The organism is Microbacterium timonense, from assembly GCF_900292075.1.
Taxonomy (GTDB): domain Bacteria; phylum Actinomycetota; class Actinomycetes; order Actinomycetales; family Microbacteriaceae; genus Microbacterium; species Microbacterium timonense.
In genome coordinates, this window is the sequence record NZ_OLMV01000001.1 from 478411 (window position 1) to 493513 (window position 15103).

The 15103-nt window shown below is 70.1% G+C and carries 12 protein-coding genes, 1 tRNA gene and 1 other RNA gene; 6 read left to right on the forward strand and 8 right to left on the reverse strand.

The window, feature by feature from the left end:
• Nucleotides 1-94: 94 nt before the first annotated feature.
• On the reverse strand, nt 95-520 hold the full coding sequence (locus C9992_RS02335) for an Lrp/AsnC family transcriptional regulator (protein ID WP_106813973.1): 426 nt from the start codon (nt 518-520) through the stop codon (nt 95-97).
• Nucleotides 521-589: 69 nt separating this feature from the next.
• Between C9992_RS02335 and C9992_RS02340 the strand changes: the two genes are divergently transcribed.
• Together C9992_RS02340 and C9992_RS02345 are read left to right on the forward strand one after the other, a co-directional pair.
• A complete protein-coding gene (locus C9992_RS02340; protein WP_146145284.1) occupies nt 590-1225 on the forward strand; it encodes a LysE family transporter in 636 nt (211 codons plus the stop codon).
• A gap of 142 nt (nt 1226-1367) precedes the next feature.
• Complete coding sequence (locus tag C9992_RS02345) at nt 1368-2420, forward strand: alpha/beta hydrolase (RefSeq protein WP_106813975.1); 1053 nt, start codon at nt 1368-1370, stop codon at nt 2418-2420.
• Here C9992_RS02345 and C9992_RS02350 read toward each other — a convergent pair.
• The 3 genes from C9992_RS02350 to C9992_RS02360 are packed head-to-tail and all read right to left on the reverse strand — an operon-like array spanning nt 2411 to nt 7050.
• Complete coding sequence (locus tag C9992_RS02350) at nt 2411-5413, reverse strand: bifunctional [glutamine synthetase] adenylyltransferase/[glutamine synthetase]-adenylyl-L-tyrosine phosphorylase (protein WP_106813976.1); 3003 nt, start codon at nt 5411-5413, stop codon at nt 2411-2413. The genes C9992_RS02345 and C9992_RS02350 overlap by 10 nt on opposite strands.
• Before the next feature lie 11 nt (nt 5414-5424).
• The gene (glnA, locus tag C9992_RS02355; RefSeq protein ID WP_106814593.1) at nt 5425-6762 is read right to left on the reverse strand and encodes a type I glutamate--ammonia ligase; all 1338 of its coding nucleotides are present in this window, start codon (nt 6760-6762) and stop codon (nt 5425-5427) included.
• A 60-nt stretch (nt 6763-6822) separates the two neighbouring features.
• A complete protein-coding gene (locus C9992_RS02360; protein ID WP_106813977.1) occupies nt 6823-7050 on the reverse strand; it encodes a hypothetical protein in 228 nt (75 codons plus the stop codon).
• Between the two features lie 97 nt (nt 7051-7147).
• On the opposite strand from C9992_RS02360, the gene ppgK reads away from it, so the two are divergent.
• Entirely contained in the window at nt 7148-7912 is a 765-nt protein-coding gene (ppgK, locus tag C9992_RS02365) for a polyphosphate--glucose phosphotransferase (RefSeq protein WP_106813978.1), read from the forward strand.
• Nucleotides 7913-7930: 18 nt separating this feature from the next.
• Here the strand turns inward: ppgK and rnpB are convergent.
• An RNA gene (gene rnpB, locus C9992_RS02370) (RNase P RNA component class A) lies at nt 7931-8300 on the reverse strand.
• Nucleotides 8301-8436: 136 nt separating this feature from the next.
• Here rnpB and C9992_RS02375 point away from each other — a divergent pair.
• Together C9992_RS02375 and C9992_RS02380 are read left to right on the forward strand one after the other, a co-directional pair.
• Entirely contained in the window at nt 8437-9075 is a 639-nt protein-coding gene (locus C9992_RS02375) for an LPXTG cell wall anchor domain-containing protein (protein WP_106813979.1), read from the forward strand.
• Between the two features lie 6 nt (nt 9076-9081).
• A complete protein-coding gene (locus tag C9992_RS02380; RefSeq protein WP_106813980.1) occupies nt 9082-10854 on the forward strand; it encodes a DUF4012 domain-containing protein in 1773 nt (590 codons plus the stop codon).
• Here the strand turns inward: C9992_RS02380 and C9992_RS02385 are convergent.
• Both C9992_RS02385 and C9992_RS02390 read right to left on the reverse strand, forming a co-directional pair.
• Nucleotides 10844-12577, reverse strand: coding sequence for a bifunctional 3'-5' exonuclease/DNA polymerase (locus C9992_RS02385; protein ID WP_106813981.1), 1734 nt, complete (start codon nt 12575-12577; stop codon nt 10844-10846). The genes C9992_RS02380 and C9992_RS02385 overlap by 11 nt on opposite strands.
• A 38-nt stretch (nt 12578-12615) precedes the next feature.
• Complete coding sequence (locus tag C9992_RS02390) at nt 12616-13347, reverse strand: zinc ribbon domain-containing protein (RefSeq protein ID WP_106813982.1); 732 nt, start codon at nt 13345-13347, stop codon at nt 12616-12618.
• A 90-nt stretch (nt 13348-13437) separates the two neighbouring features.
• Here C9992_RS02390 and C9992_RS02395 point away from each other — a divergent pair, with 90 nt between their 5' ends.
• Nucleotides 13438-14961, forward strand: a complete 1524-nt coding sequence (locus C9992_RS02395) for an amino acid permease (RefSeq protein ID WP_106813983.1) — start codon at nt 13438-13440, stop codon at nt 14959-14961.
• Nucleotides 14962-14979: 18 nt separating this feature from the next.
• Here C9992_RS02395 and C9992_RS02400 read toward each other — a convergent pair.
• A tRNA-Val gene (locus C9992_RS02400) sits at nt 14980-15052 on the reverse strand.
• Between the last annotated feature and the right edge of the window lie 51 nt (nt 15053-15103).

Genomic DNA, 15103 nt, shown 5'->3' on the forward strand with positions numbered 1-15103 from the left:
AGACCAAGACCCCTCCTCCTCCCGCGAGTCACGGGAGGAGGAGGGGTCTTGCTGTCGGTGCGGATGTCGGCTGTTGTCGAGGAGCTGCCCGCCCTCACCGTGAGCGGAGCGCTACTCGCGTCTGCGTCTGGGCTGCGCCGCACTCCTTCTTGAGCCGGCGCAGCAGCGTGTCCAGGGTGCGGGTATCAGGGACGAACGCACGCAGGAGGTAGTCGTAGGAACCCGTCATGTGCACGGCATCCACGATGTGCTGGATCGGTGCGATGCTCGCCGTGAAGGCGTCGTAGTCTGTCGCCGCGTCGAGGCGGACGTCGATGAACACCTCCAATCCGCCGGCAGAAGGCGGCGCGTCCGTGCCGGTGACCACCGTGTACCCCACGATGATCCCGTCGGCCTCCATCCGGCGCACCCGCGCGGCCGTCGCATTGGTGCTGAGTCCGACCAGCCGCCCCAGCTCACTGAACGAACTTCGCGCGTTCTCCCGCAGAAGACCGAGAATGTTGGCGTCTGTCGCGTCCATGCCGCAAACATACCCGTGGGGCGGAGAATCCTCACGGCATCTGTGTGCGCGGTCGTCACACTGGCTGTCATGGTCGACGACATCTGGTCCCCGCTGCTCGGCGGTGCGCTCGCGGGCCTCGGCGTCGCGATGCCCTTGGGAGCGATCTCTGCACTGCTGCTGAGGGAGGGCGTGGTCAACGGCTTCCGGGTCGCGATGGCCGCCGCGGCGGGGGTCGCAACCATCGACCTGCTCTACTGCGCGGTGGCCACCGCGACCGGAACCCTCCTGGTGCAGGTCATCGAAGACCAGCGAGGCATTCTCATGGTCGTCTCGGGTGTCGTCATCGTGGCCATCGGCGCGCGGCAGCTGCATCGCAGCAAGGCGGAGCGGTCTGCCGCACCGACCGAGGTCGGCACAGCGTCGCGCTGGGGCGCCTACGGCCGCTACGTCGGCCTGACCGCGATCAACCCGTTGACCCTCGTGTACTTCGTCGCGCTCGGTGCGGCGGTGACCGCCTCACGCTCGTGGCCCGCACCGGTCCTGTTCGTGGCAGCGGCGGGACTGACGTCTCTCGCCTGGCAACTGGTGCTCGCCGGCATCGGCTCCTTCGTCGGTGGCGCGATAGGATTCCGGGCCACCCGCGCGATCGGCGCCGTGGCCGCGCTCCTGGTCATCGCGTTGGGAGCATCCGTGCTGATCAGCGGTGCGTTCGCGCTGGCGTAACGGGCATTCTCGACCAGCCGGGCGCGGCGACCGCCACGACACGACGACGGCGGATGCCGCCGGCCTCGCGGGATGCGCGCGTCGAGGTGCGGATCCCGGAAAGCGCTCTGCCAGACTGACAGGGACCTATTCCGGAGGACGCATGAATCAGGATGCCCCTACTCGGCACGGCCGACGCGGTCTGCGCATCGCCGGCTACACCCTGCTGGTGCTCACCGGCCTGATCATCGTGGTGCTCGTCGTCGGTGCCATCACGCCGTGGCCGTCCGCGATGCTGATCCGCTCGGTGTTCGAGCGGGGCGGGGACGAGACGGCCGCGGAGATGGAGCGACACCAGCCGTCGGCGCCCGTCGAGGAGCAGCTCGGCCTGGAGTACGGCGCTGCGGGAGATGAGACGACCACATTCGACGTGTTCCGTCCGCAGGGAGCCGAAGGGCCCCTCCCGACGATCGTGTGGGTGCACGGCGGCGCGTGGATCTCCGGCTCCTCCGCCAACGTCGACCCTTACCTGCGCATTCTCGCGGCCGAGGGCTACACCACCGTCGGTCTGAACTACGAGCTCGGTCCGGAGGGCACGTACCCCACGGCCGTCGTGCAGTTGAACGAGGCGCTGGCATATCTCGACGACAATGCGGCCGACCTCGGCATCGATCCGGATCACATCGTGCTCGCGGGCGATTCGGCCGGCGCGCAGCTGGCCAGCCAGTTGGCGGTGCTGACCACGAACGACCGCTACGCGAGGCTCATGGGGATCGACCCTGCGCTCGAGTCCTCGCAGCTGTCGGGCGTCATCCTGAACTGCGGCGTCTACGACATGCCCGCCATGGCAGAGCTCGACGGGATCGTCGCGTGGGGCTTCCAGATCGCGCTCTGGGCGTACACCGGCACCAAGAGCTGGTCAGCCGGCTACGAGGGCGCGACGATGTCGACGATCGACTTCGTCACCGCCGACTTCCCGCCGACCTACATCAGCGGCGGCAACGCCGATGGGCTCACCTGGCTGCAGTCGATCCCCATGTCGCAGCGCCTGCGCGACGCCGGCGTGCCGGTGACGGAGAAGTTCTGGGCCGCCGACCACTCCCCCGCGCTGCCGCACGAGTACCAGTTCCACCTGGACCTGCCCGACGCTCAGGACGCCCTGCAGACGACGATCGACTGGCTGGGCGAGACCGTGGGCACCGACGCTCAGCCGTAGAAGAGCTTCGAGAAGACGCGCCGCGCGCGCCGCGTGGTGCCGAGGTAGTCCTCCTCGACCTGTGTCGCCGAGCGCGGAGGGTACTCGAGCAGCCGACCGATGCCGTCGAGCTTCTTCCGGTCCACCGGGAGCACGTCGCTCGTCTGACCCGACAGGAGCGTGTTCGCTGACCTCAGACGGCTGGCCAGGCGCCACGCCGCCGCCAGGCGTTCGACGGCGCTGGTCGGAATGAGACCGGCCGACTCAGCCGCGCGCAGTGCATCCAGAGTCGACGTCGTGCGCATGCCCGGGACGGCATGGGCGTGCTGCAGCTGCAGCAGCTGCACGAGCCACTCCACGTCGCTGAGGGAACCCGGACCGAGCTTGAGGTGGCGGGACGGATCCACCCCTTGAGGCAGACGCTCGCTCTCCACGCGCGCCTTGATCCGCTTGATCTCCCGCACCGCGGTCGCGTCGATGGTCGGCGGGTACCGCACCTGGTCGGCCAGCTCGATGAAGTCATGGATCAGCTTCACGCTCCCGGCCACGCCGCGCGCACGCAGCAGCGCCTGTGCCTCCCACGGCTGAGCCCAGCGCCGGTAGTACTCGGCGTACGCCTCCAGCGACCGAGCCAGCGGGCCGTTGCGTCCCTCGGGTCGCAGATCGGCGTCGAGCTCCAGCGGAACGCGATGGTCTTCCGAGTGCGTGCGCAGTGCCGCGACCAGCCGGAGCGCGAGCTCGTGGGCGCGTTGCGGATCCACGCCGTTCGCACGGTACACGTACATGACGTCGGCGTCGGAGCCGAAGCCGAGCTCGCTTCCCCCGAAGCGCCCCATCGCGATCACCGAGAAGTCCAGTGCGGAGTCCTCCTCGGGGACGATGTCACGCCGCACCGCGCGCAGTGTCGCCTGGATCGTCACCTCGGTGATCGTCGTCAGCGCCTCGGCCACCTCCTCGATGGTCACCGCCCCGAGGATCGCCGCCATCGCCAGGCGCAGCTGCTCCCGACGGCGCAGCGCGCGCACCGCGCGCATCGCGTCGGCCACGGTGTCATGCCGCGTCTGGATGGCGCGGGCCTCCTGCTGCAGCGCCGCACCCGATCGCGGGCGCAGCAGCTCGGGGTCGTCGAGCCAGGCGGCCGACTCCGGTGTCCACTCGATGAGCTCGCCGACGTAGCGAGAGCCCGAGAGCACGCGGGACAGACTCTCCGCGGCACCGGACGAGTCGCGGAGCATGCGCAGGAACCAGTGGGTGTCGCCGAGCCGTTCGCTCAGGCGGCGGAAGGCCAGCAGTCCGTAGTCGGGATCCACCCCGTCGGCGAACCAGCGGATCATCACGGGCATGAGGTGCCGCTGGATGGTGGCCTTCCGGCTGAGGCCGGTCGTCAGCGCCGCGATGTGGCGCAGCGCGCCCGCGGGGTCGGCGAAGCCGATCGCGGCCAGGCGGTCGTGGGCCTGTTCGGTGGACAGCACGCGCTCATCGGCAGGGAGCGAGGCGACCGCCGACAGCAACGGCCGGTAGAACAGCCGCACGTGGATGTCGCGCACCTCGCGCTTCACCGACTCCCACAGGTCCCACACGCCCTCCCCGGTGTCGGCCAGGCCGGTCGCCCGCGCGAGCACCCGCAGGTCTTCTGGCCGCGCCGGCATGAGGTGCGTGCGACGCAGCTGCCGCAGCTGCACGCGATGCTCGAGCAGGCGCAGCACACGGTAGTCGCGTGAGAAGGCGGATGCCTCGGCCCGGCCGATGTAGCCCTCCGCGACGAGTGCGTCCAGCGCGTCGAGAGTGCCTCGCTGGCGGATCCGGTCGTCGGACAATCCGTGCACGAGCTGCAGGAGCTGCACCGTGAACTCGATGTCGCGGATACCGCCAGGGCCGAGCTTCAGCTGGTACGGCACGTCGCCGGCCGGGATGTGCTCGGTGACGCGCTCGCGCATGCGCTGCACGCTGTCGACGAAATTCTCGCGTGCGGCGCTGGTCCACACCTTGGGCTGGACCGCGTCGATGTAGGCCTGGCCCAGCGCAGCGTCGCCGGCGATGGGCCGCGCCTTCAGCAGTGCCTGGAACTCCCAGCTCTTGGCCCACCGGTCGTAGTAGGCCAGGTGCGAGTCCAGGGTGCGCACGAGCGCCCCCTGCTTGCCCTCAGGGCGCAGGTTCGCATCCACCTCCCAGAGCGGCGGTTCGATCTCCATCCCCGAGATGCCGCGCATCGTCTGCACAGCCAGCCGTGTCGCGATGTCGACGACGCGGCTCTCCCCCAGCTCGTCAACGGCATCGCTCGCGGCGCCCGCGACGAAGATCACGTCGACGTCGCTGACGTAGTTCAGCTCCCGCGCACCGGTCTTGCCCATTCCGATGATCGCGAGCTCGGTGCGCGCGACGTCCTCGCGCGGGAAGAGGCCGGCACCGACGGCACCGCCCGAGACGCGGGTGCGGGCGACCGCCAGCGACGCCTCCAGTGCCGCCCCTGCGGCATCCGCGAGCGCCGCGGAGACGGCCGCGACCTCGTCGACCGGTGAGGCGCTCAGCAGGTCGTAGGCGGCGATGCGGGCGAGCATCCGGCGGTACCGGATGCGCAGCGCCACCCACGCGGCCTCCCCGCCGTCCGCTGCGAATCCGTCGGTCGCACCGACGGATTCCAGCAGCGCCTCCCGCAGCTCGTCGGCCGTGGGAAGCCGCGCGCCTGCGTCGCCGAGCTCGTCGAGTTCGGCCGGGTGGCGCAGGAAGAACTCGCCGAACCCGCTCGAGGCGCCCAGCAGCGCCCACACTGCGCGCCACGCCGCGGTGGCGTCTTCGGCCCGCCGGACGGCGGCGGCGTCGCGCCGGGCGAGGCGCGTCAGCGCCACCAGCGCCTCATCGGGATCGGCCGCAGACGACGCACCCTGGAGCACGGCATCCCGCGGCGCAGCGATGAGCCCCGTCAGCTCGTCCAGCAGCGCCTCGGCCTCCGCGAGGCGGCTGAATCCCAGCCGTGCGAGAGGGGTGAGGGAACCCGGCCTTTCGCTCGCGGACATACGGTGAGGTCTCAGAGCATCTCGAGGTTGCTCTTGAGCTCGAACGGCGTGACCTGCGATCGGTATTCCTGCCACTCGCGCCGCTTGTTGAGGAGGACGTAGTTGAACACCTGCTCGCCCAGAGTCTCGGCGACCAGCTCCGACTCCTCCATGTATTCGAGCGCGTGATCAAGGCTCGCCGGCAGCGGCGCGTACCCCAGGGCCCGCCGCTCGGCGTCGGTCAGCGACCACACGTTGTCTTCGGCCTCGGCGGGCAGCTCGTACTCGTTCTCGATGCCCTTGAGCCCCGCGGCGAGCATGAGGGCATACGACAGGTACGGGTTGGCAGCTGAATCCAGCGCACGGTACTCCACCCGGGAGGACTGGCCCTTGTTGGGCTTGTAGAGCGGCACGCGTACCAGGGCCGAGCGGTTGTTGTGACCCCAGCAGATGAAGCTCGGCGCCTCGTCGCCGCCCCACAGGCGCTTGTACGAGTTCACGAACTGGTTGGTCACCGCCGAGATCTCGTTGGCGTGGCGCAGGAGGCCCGCGATGAACTGCCGCCCGACCTTCGACAGCTGATACTGGGCGCCCTCTTCGTAGAAGGCGTTGACGTCGCCTTCGAACAGCGACATGTGGGTGTGCATGCCGCTGCCGGGCTGTCCGGTCATCGGCTTGGGCATGAAGGTCGCGTACACGCCCTGCTCGATGGCCACCTCCTTGATGACCGTACGGAAGGTCATGATGTTGTCGGCCGTCGTGAGCGCGTCGGCGTAGCGCAGGTCGATCTCGTTCTGACCGGGGCCACCCTCATGGTGACTGAACTCCACGGAGATCCCCAGGTCCTCCAGCATGCGGACCGAGCGGCGCCGGAAGTCGTGTGCCGTGCCGCCGGGGACGTTGTCGAAGTACCCCGCGGAATCGACCGGCTCGGGCCCCTCGGCGCCGAACGCGGACGACTTGAGGAGATAGAACTCGATCTCGGGGTGCGTGTAGAACGTGAAGCCCGCATCGGCGGCCTTCGCCAGCGTGCGCTTGAGCACATGGCGCGGGTCTGCGACGGCCGGCTGCCCATCGGGCGTCGTGATGTCGCAGAACATGCGCGCGGTCGGGTCGATCTCGCCCCGCCAGGGCAGGATCTGGAACGTCGTGGGATCGGGATGTGCCAGCAGATCCGACTCGTACGAGCGCGTCAGGCCCTCGATGGCGGACCCGTCGAAGCCGAGACCCTCGCTGAATGCGCCCTCCACCTCGGCGGGCGCGATCGCGACGGACTTGAGGGTGCCGATCACATCCGTGAACCACAGCCGTACGAACTTGACGCCTCGCTCTTCGATGGTCCTCAGAACGAAGTCACGCTGCTTGTCCATCGCGTCCTCTCCGGTGCCCGGTCCGCCCCAGCCGTCCACGCGGACGCGGGCGAAGCCAGACTACTGGTCGTCGCGGGTCTGTCCTGACACGGAGTCGCCGCCCCAGCCGTCCTCACGTGCTTCCTCTTCGGCCCACGCACGGGAACGCTCGCGGATGACCTCGGGGGCCTTCGCCGCCTCCTCGGGTGTGTCGAAGGGACCGGCGCGGTCGGGAGCGGGCGATTCGAAGCCCTTCTCGACCTGGCCGGTCTTGAGGTTGTACCAGTACTTGTCGTTGCCGCTCGTCATCGCGCACTCCTCGGATGGCGGGACCTGGTCCCCGCAGCTCGATCCTAGTGAGCCGGCGCTGCGCGGCGCCCTGTGCGCGCCTGGCTAGGCTGTGGGCATGGCATCTGAGGCGACACGTGCCGTCGGCGTGGACATCGGCGGCACCGGCATCAAAGCGGGGATCGTGGACCTGGAACGGGGAGAGCTCATCAGCGATCGCGTCAAGGTCGCCACCCCCGAGGGCGCCCACCCGCCGGACGTGCTGGCGGCGGTCACGGAGGTACTGAAGACGCTCCAGGTCGAGGACGACCAGACGGTGCCCCTCGGTGTCGCCTTCCCAGCCATCGTGAAGAACGGCCGGACGCTGTCGGCTGCGAACGTCTCGGACGAGTGGATCGGCTTCGAGGCCGAGAAGTTCTTCGAGGACGGCCTCGGCCGCGACATCCACTTCGCCAACGACGCGGACGTCGCCGGTGTCGCCGAGATGCGCTACGGCGCGGCGAAGGACCAGCGCGGCCTGACCATCCTGACCACGCTCGGCACCGGCATCGGCTCGGCGCTGCTGTACAACGGGGTGCTGATCCCGAACTCCGAGCTCGGGCACGTGCAACGCGCCAAGCACGGAAAGGATGCCGAGGCCTATGCCGCGTACTCGGCGATGGAGCGTGACGAGCTGACGTGGGAGAAGTGGGCGCAGCGGCTGCAGTGGTACTACAGCCACATCGAGTTCCTCTTCAGCCCCGACCTGTTCGTCGTCGGCGGCGGCGTGTCGAAGCACTCCGACAAGTTCTTGCACCTGCTGGACCTGAAGACGCCGATCGTGCCCGCCGTGCACCGCAACAACGCGGGCATCATCGGCGCCGCCGCGCTCGCACGCGACTGACGCGGAGGCACAGGGAGGCGAATGGGCCGGCCTGTACGCCGGGTTCTGTCCGGGGGCTCACGCCCCGTGGACGGTCATCTCTCTCGGCGACACGTTGCCGTGCCGCTCCAGCGGCCTACCCGGGGACTCGGCGGGCCGCGTCGTCATCCCCTGTCTGGCCTTGCTCCGGGCGAGGTTTGCCGTGCGGGTCGTGTCACCACGACCCCGGTGGTCTCTTACACCGCCCTTTCACCCTTACCCCGGCCGAGGCCGAGGCGGTCTGCTCTCTGTGGCACTGTCTCGCGGATCGCTCCGGGTGGGTGTTACCCACCGCCCTGCCCTGTGGAGCCCGGACGTTCCTCGGCGCGCGGCGGCGAACCGCCCGCGACGCGACCGTCCAGCCGACCCATTCGCTGGCAGAAGCTTAGGCGATCCACAGGCAGTGCTCACCTGGGGATGCTGTCAGCGCGCCGGGCGATGGAGTAGAGTCTCCCTTACGACCCTCCTGGGGAGTTGGGTCGTACACGCCTACTGGGGAGGCAATTGTGAAGCGATCTTTCTTTGTCGCGCTCACGGTCGCCGGGGTCGTTGCGCTGGGTGCGCCGGCTGCGGCTCAGGCCGAGACCGACGATTACACACCGACCAATCCGGCGACGCCGTCGCTGGCGGGGTCCACTGCCGTCGGCGTCTGCGAGGACGACGTTCCGTGGATCAGCTACGACGTCACGCTCATCGATCCCGATGCGCAGACGTCGAACGCCGCAGCGCGGCTCGTGCTGACCGACGGCACCAACTCCGCGACGATTCCGCTCGGCACGTTGTCCAACGGTCACCTCGCCGGTCGGGTCCTCTGGCCCGGCGCGTCGGTGAGCGCCTCCGGACAGCCGACCGGCTGGCCGGGGTGGGTCTACGAGAACGGTGCCTGGGTCGAGACGTCGGGGAACTTCCGGTGGACCCGCGGTGACATCAGCGCGACGATCGAGGTCAATCCCTCGCTCGCGGTGCCGCTGTCGTACCCGCCGTCGACTCCGGAGTGCGCCACCGATCCCGGCAACCCGTCGACCGCGGCGATCCTGCCCGCGACCGGGATGGGAGCCGCCGTGCTGCCCATCGCGATCGCCGGTGGAGTGGCTGTGGCGATCGGTGCCGTGATCATGCTCCGGCGACGCGCTGTCCGTCGCTGACCCGCCGTGGAGAGCAAGAAGGCGGCCCGCAAGGGCCGCCGGATCCTGTTCGGCGTGCTCGCGCTCGGCGCGGTCCTGATCGCCTGCGCGGCGTGGGTCGGCGTGCGCGCGTTGATGGTGAAGTCCGATCTGGACGAACTGGTTCCCCTCGCCGAACAAGCGCGGTCTGCGCTGGACGCGGGCGATCCCGAGCAGTTCGCCCAGGTGGCCCAGGCCATGTCGGCGCACTCCGAACGCGCCGCGGCGACCGCGGGAGACCCGCTGTGGCGAGCCGCCGAGACCGTCCCCGGTGTCGGTCCCAACCTCACGGCGGTGCGGGTCGTCGCGACCGAGCTCGATCGGGTGGTTCGGACCGCTCCCGCCGTGCTGCAGGCTGCGGACGGGCTCGACGCTCCGGCCGACGGCGCGCTCGTGGACACCGCCGCGCTCGCGGCCGGGTCTGCACGGATCGAGCAGTCGGCACGCGCGCTGGAACGTTCGGCCGACGCGCTGCGTGCCATCGACGAGGGCGCCTTGATCGCACCCGTCCGGCAGGGGGTCGACAAGGTGCGCGGTGCCGTCGACACCCTCGCGCCGCTCGCTGATGTCGCGGCCGGCGCGGCACGCATCCTCCCGACCGCACTCGGAGGCGACGGCGCACGGTCCCTCCTGGTGATGATCCAGAATCCCGCCGAGCTGAGGACCGGCGGCGGGATCTCGGGCAGTTTCGCGGAGCTCCGAGCAGAGCAAGGTCGTCTGACGCTGGTGCGCCAGGCGAACTCGTCGGAGTTCACGCGCACGACGGCGCCCGTGGCGGACGTTCCCCCCGCCACGGGCGCGCTCTACGGCGACGGCGTCGGCCGGTACGTGCAGAACGCATCGATGGCGCCGGACTTCGCGGTCACTGGTGAGCTGGCATCGGCCTGGTGGGCCTCACTGACCGGACACCGACCCGACATGGTGATCGCGGTGGACCCGTACGTGCTCCAGGCGCTGCTCTCGGTGACCGGTCCGGTCGCCTTGCCGTCCGGAGCGACGCTCGACGCCGCCAACGTGCTCGACAGCCTTCTCGTGCAGCCGTACCTCACGCTGTCGTCCGACGAGCAGACGGCGCTCTTCTCCGGCGCCGGCGACGCGGTCTTCGCCCGCGTCGCCGACGGTTCCCTGGACGCTCTCGCGCTCCTGCGTGCCGTCGAGCAGCCGGTCGCGGACGGACGCGTCTCGGTGTGGAGCGCCCACCCCCACGAGCAGGACGTGCTGGGACGCTCGCCCGTGGGCGGGCCGAAGGCACGTCAGGATGCCGCGGGCGCGGGCGCCTTCGCCGTGTACTTCAACGACGCCACCGGCGGCAAGATGGCGGGATACCTCGATGTCGGTATCCGCTCGCGGGTGCTGGAGTGCCGCAGCGATGGCCTCGCCGAGGTCGCCGTCACGGTGACGATGGGCAGCCACGCCCCGGCGGATGTCGCCTCCCTGCCGATCAGTGTCACCGGCGGGGGCATGTTCGGCGTGGGAGAGGGCGACATCGGCACGAATGTGACCGTCACCGCGCCCGAGGGCTCGTTCGCAGGTCAGGTGATCGTCAAGGGTGAGCCCTACCCCGCGGCGACGGCAGACGACGCCGGTCGGGCGGGAAGCACCGCGCGAGTGAACCTCTCGCCCGCCGAGATCAACGAACTGGAGTTCCGCTTCCTGGTGCCGCGCGACGCGACAGACGCGATCACGTTCGTTCACACCCCGCTGATGAACGCCCCGGAGGTGAGCGTCGAGGGGCGCTGCTCGGCGACCGTCACTCCTTGAGCGCGGTCTCGGCGATCCGCACGTCCAGGCGGAAGTCGAGGGGGAAATCGCCGAACAGCAGCCGCGCGGCCTGCGCCGCCGCATCCGTCACCGCCTGCGCTGCGGCATCCGCATGCTCCTGCGGCGTGTGCACGATGACCTCGTCGTGCAGGAAGAAGGCCAGGTGCGGCCGCCGCGCGAACGCGATCCCCGAGCGCGGCGCCGCCCGCTCGTGGTCCACGGGCGGCAGGGACGCCAGGCGCCCGCGCAGATCGGCGAGCCAGGCCAGGGCCCATTCGGCGGCCGTGCCCTGCACGACGAAGTTCCGCGTGAAGCGACCGCGATCGCGGGCCCACCGCCTCGCGCGCGTCTCGTCGGCCCCGGATGCCTCGGCTTCGGTCGCGCGGGACTGGGCCGCCGACCACGCCGCCGAGGGAGGCGGTGACGAGCGCCCGAGCCACGTCGAGACGACGCCGCCATCCTCGCCGGTGCGCGCCGCGTCGTCGACCAGGCCCATGGCGCGGGGGTAGGCCCGCCGCAGCCTGGGGACGAGACGGCCGGGCTCCCCCGTCGTCGCGCCGTACATGGCACCGAGGATCGCGATCTTCGCCTCGTGCCGCGTCGCCACCGCACCGCTCTCGACGATCCCGGTGTAGAGGTCGCGTCCGCGCGCCGCGGCGGCCAGAGCGGTGTCGTGCGAGATCGCGGCCAGCACGCGAGGCTCCAACTGGGCGACATCGGCCACGACGAGGCGCCAACCCGGGTCGGCGCGGACGGCCTGCCTCAACTGGCGCGGAAGCTGGAGCGCGCCCCCGCCCGAGGACGCCCATCGGCCCGTCACGACACCGCCCGGGACGAACACCGGACGGAAGCGGCCGTCCGCCACCCATTCCTCCAGCCAGACCCATCCGTTGGCCGACAGCAGGCGCGAGAGCTTCTTGTACTCGAGCAGCGGCTCGATGACGGGATGTCGCTGCTGGGCCAGCTCCCACCGACTCGTGGACTCCACGAGGACGCCGACACGATGCAGCGCGCGCAGCAGCTTGGGCTGGGAGTCCAGGCTCGCCGTCGGATCCCCGAGGGCGGCGCGGACCCGGGCCGCCGACTCGGCGAGCCTGGCCGGCGGACCGCCACCCGGCGGTCGCTCGCCCAGCGTCTCCACAAGGATGCGGTCGTGCTCCACCGCGTCCCACGGGAGCCCCGCCGCTCGCATCTCCACCGCGATGAGAGCTCCGGCCGACTCGGCCGCTGTGAGCAGACGGAGCCGTCCCGGCTGGGCGCTGCCGGAGATGGCGTCACGTTGGCGTGCGAACTCCGCCAGAGCGGACTCGACGTCAGCCGGCGGACCCGCCGCGCCGGCAGACTCGTCGAGCTCGAACAGCGCCGGCGCGCGGCCGGCGTCGGTCTCGACCTGGGCCGCGGCATCCCATGCCGACCTGTCCTTCACCGGCGCGGACGGATCAACGAGCACGGAGTCGCGCAGGATCGCGTGGCACAGGCGCAGGTCGTGACAGCGCGCCACTCGTGCTCCCGCGTCGATCAGCACCGCGTACCACTGGGGGGTGTCATGCCAGACCCACCGAGGGGCGGAGCGCCCCTCGAGGTCGGCCACCCAGCTGACCAGTTCGGATACGGCGATGCTCTCGCGCCCGAGCTCATCTCCCGCCGCATCCAGTGCGACCGCGGTGACAGTTCCGTTCTCGCGGCCCAGGACGACCCAGGCGGGCGCGTCAGAACCGCCCATAGCGGTACCGCCCCGGTCCGGTCATCGCGGCGGTCGGATCACAGACCCGACTCGTCGTCGCGGACCAGGATGCAGCCGCACTCGGGACACGTGACGACGTCGTCCTCGGCGGCCTGACGAAGGGCGTTCAGATCGGTGCCGGCGAGGACCATGTGGCACCCCTCGCACGTACGACGCCACAGCAAGGCTGCTCCGGCACTGCGCACGGAGAGCCGGTCGTAGAGGGCGAGGAGCTCCCCCGGGACCGACCCGGCCAGCGCGGCACGGTCGCGGGTGGCCGCGTCGAACGCGGCGTTGGCCTCGGCGACAGCGCGCTTTCCCTCGGCGCTCAGCTCGGCCCCCTCCGCGTTGGTGGCCGCGATGAGCGCCTCCTGCTCGGCGACGGCGGCATCGGCGATCTCCAGGCGCTCCATCACGCCGAGCTCGGCGTCTTCGAGGTCGCTCTTGCGTCGTGCCAGGGCGGCGAGCTCGCTCTCGAGGCCCTGCGCTTCTTTGGGATTGCTCGATGCGGCCAGACGCTCGGCATCGCGCGCGGCCCGGGCGTCGACGACGGCGACGTCGGACTCGATCCGCGACAACTCGGTGCGCAGGTCGTCGCGCACGCCCAGCCGCGTCGTGAGCTCCTGCGAGAGCTCCTGCCGTCGCGCCAGCAGCTCCTGCACCCGGGCCGCCTGAGGCGGGTTCTTCCGTGCGTTGTCTGCCTGGCGGATGCGGGCGTCGAGCTGGGCCACGTCGACGAGGCGTCGCTGATCTGCGGGGCTGGCTTTCACGTGACCAACCTACCGTGGGGCGTCGACGCCGCGACCGGGCGGCGGTTACCATTCGACGACCTGCCCTTCCGAAGACGAAAGGCACGCACCATGGGCGTTCTGCGTACGAAGTCCGTCGAGCAGTCGATCGCCGACACCGACGAACCGGAATATCGACTCAAGAAGTCCCTCACCGCGCTGGACCTGACGGTCTTCGGCATCGGCGTGGTGATCGGGGCGGGCATCTTCACGCTGACCGGGCGCGCGGCCCACGAGGTCGCCGGCCCGGCCATCGTGATCAGCTTCGTCGTCGCGGCGATCGCGTGCACCCTCGCCGCCCTCTGCTACGCGGAGTTCGCCTCGACCGTGCCGGTGTCGGGGTCCGCGTACACGTTCTCGTACTCCTCGCTGGGCGAGCTGTTCGCCTGGATCATCGGGTGGGACCTCATCCTCGAGATGTTCCTCGGGGCCAGTGTGGTGGCCCAAGGGTGGAGTGCGTACCTCGGCACGCTGCTCGCTCAACTCGGTCTCCCCATCCCCGCCGTGATCGGATACGGCGGCGTCGTGGACGTCATGGCGATCCTGCTCGTGCTCGTGCTCGGCGGGCTGATGACGTTCGGCATCAAGGAGTCGCTACGTGTGAACCTGGTGCTGGTCGCCGTGAAGATCTTCATCGTGCTGTTCGTCATCGTGGCGGGGCTGCTGTTCGTCAACCCGGCCAACTGGTCTCCCTTCGTGCCTGAGGCGCAACCCCGCGAGGCGGCCACCGGACTCACGCAGCCGCTGCTGCAGTTCCTGTCCGGCATCGAACCGACCGCGTTCGGGGTCGGCGGGATCTTCGCCGGCGCCGCACTGGTGTTCTTCGCCTACATCGGCTTCGACGTCGTCGCGACCACCGCCGAGGAGACGAAGAACCCGCAGCGCGACATGCCGATCGGCATCATCGCCTCTCTGGCGATCTGCACGCTGCTGTACTGCGCCGTCTCGTTCGTGGTGACCGGGATGGTGCCCTACGAGGATCTGGACCCCGCGGCCGCTCTCGCGAACGCGTTCGTGTTCCACGGCGCGGACTGGATGGCGACCCTGATCTCGGCGGGCGCGGTGGCGGGCCTAACCACCGTGGTGCTGACGCTTCTGATCGGCGCCACGCGCATCATCTTCGCCATGTCGCGCGACAACCTGCTCCCCGTCCGTCTGGCTCGTGTGCACCCGCGGTTCCGCACGCCGTGGGTGATCTCGATCCTCGTGACGATCATCGTCGCGCTTGTCGCCGGCTTCACCCCGGTGGGCCTGCTCGAGGAGATGGTGAACATCGGCACGCTGTCGGCCTTCGTCCTGGTCTCGGTCGGCGTCATCGTGCTGCGCCGCAAGCGTCCCGACCTGCGGCGCACCTTCCGCGTGCCCCTGAACCCGTGGCTGCCTGCGCTGTCGGCCGCGATCTGCGTCTACCTGATGCTGAATCTGACGGTGGAGACGTGGCTGCGCTTCCTGGTGTGGCTCGTGATCGGCTTTGTGATCTACTTCGCGTACTCGCATCGCCACTCGAAGATCGGCCGGCCCGGCTACGAGGACTTCGCGCTGCCGCACGTCGTCTCCCACGCCAGGGATGACAGCGACGGCGACCCGCGGCGCTGAAGGCCCGGTCTCTGACAGTGGGCCCTGCCGGGATCGAACCGACGACATCCACGGTGTAAACGTGGCGCTCTACCAGCTGAGCTAAAGGCCCCTCGCGCTCAGTCTACGAGGTGCGTCCGTCGCGTCCCGAACTCGCTAGGCT

Bases quoted from the DNA above. Each gene is read 5' to 3' on its own strand.
- C9992_RS02335 (WP_106813973.1), bottom strand. From the start codon at position 520: ATGGACGCGACAGACGCCAACATTCTCGGTCTTCTGCGGGAGAACGCG.
- C9992_RS02340 (WP_146145284.1), top strand. From the start codon at position 590: ATGGTCGACGACATCTGGTCCCCGCTGCTCGGCGGTGCGCTCGCGGGC.
- C9992_RS02345 (WP_106813975.1), top strand. From the start codon at position 1,368: ATGAATCAGGATGCCCCTACTCGGCACGGCCGACGCGGTCTGCGCATC.
- C9992_RS02350 (WP_106813976.1), bottom strand. From the start codon at position 5,413: ATGTCCGCGAGCGAAAGGCCGGGTTCCCTCACCCCTCTCGCACGGCTG.
- glnA (WP_106814593.1), bottom strand. From the start codon at position 6,762: ATGGACAAGCAGCGTGACTTCGTTCTGAGGACCATCGAAGAGCGAGGC.
- C9992_RS02360 (WP_106813977.1), bottom strand. From the start codon at position 7,050: ATGACGAGCGGCAACGACAAGTACTGGTACAACCTCAAGACCGGCCAG.
- ppgK (WP_106813978.1), top strand. From the start codon at position 7,148: ATGGCATCTGAGGCGACACGTGCCGTCGGCGTGGACATCGGCGGCACC.
- C9992_RS02385 (WP_106813981.1), bottom strand. From the start codon at position 12,577: ATGGGCGGTTCTGACGCGCCCGCCTGGGTCGTCCTGGGCCGCGAGAAC.
- C9992_RS02395 (WP_106813983.1), top strand. From the start codon at position 13,438: ATGGGCGTTCTGCGTACGAAGTCCGTCGAGCAGTCGATCGCCGACACC.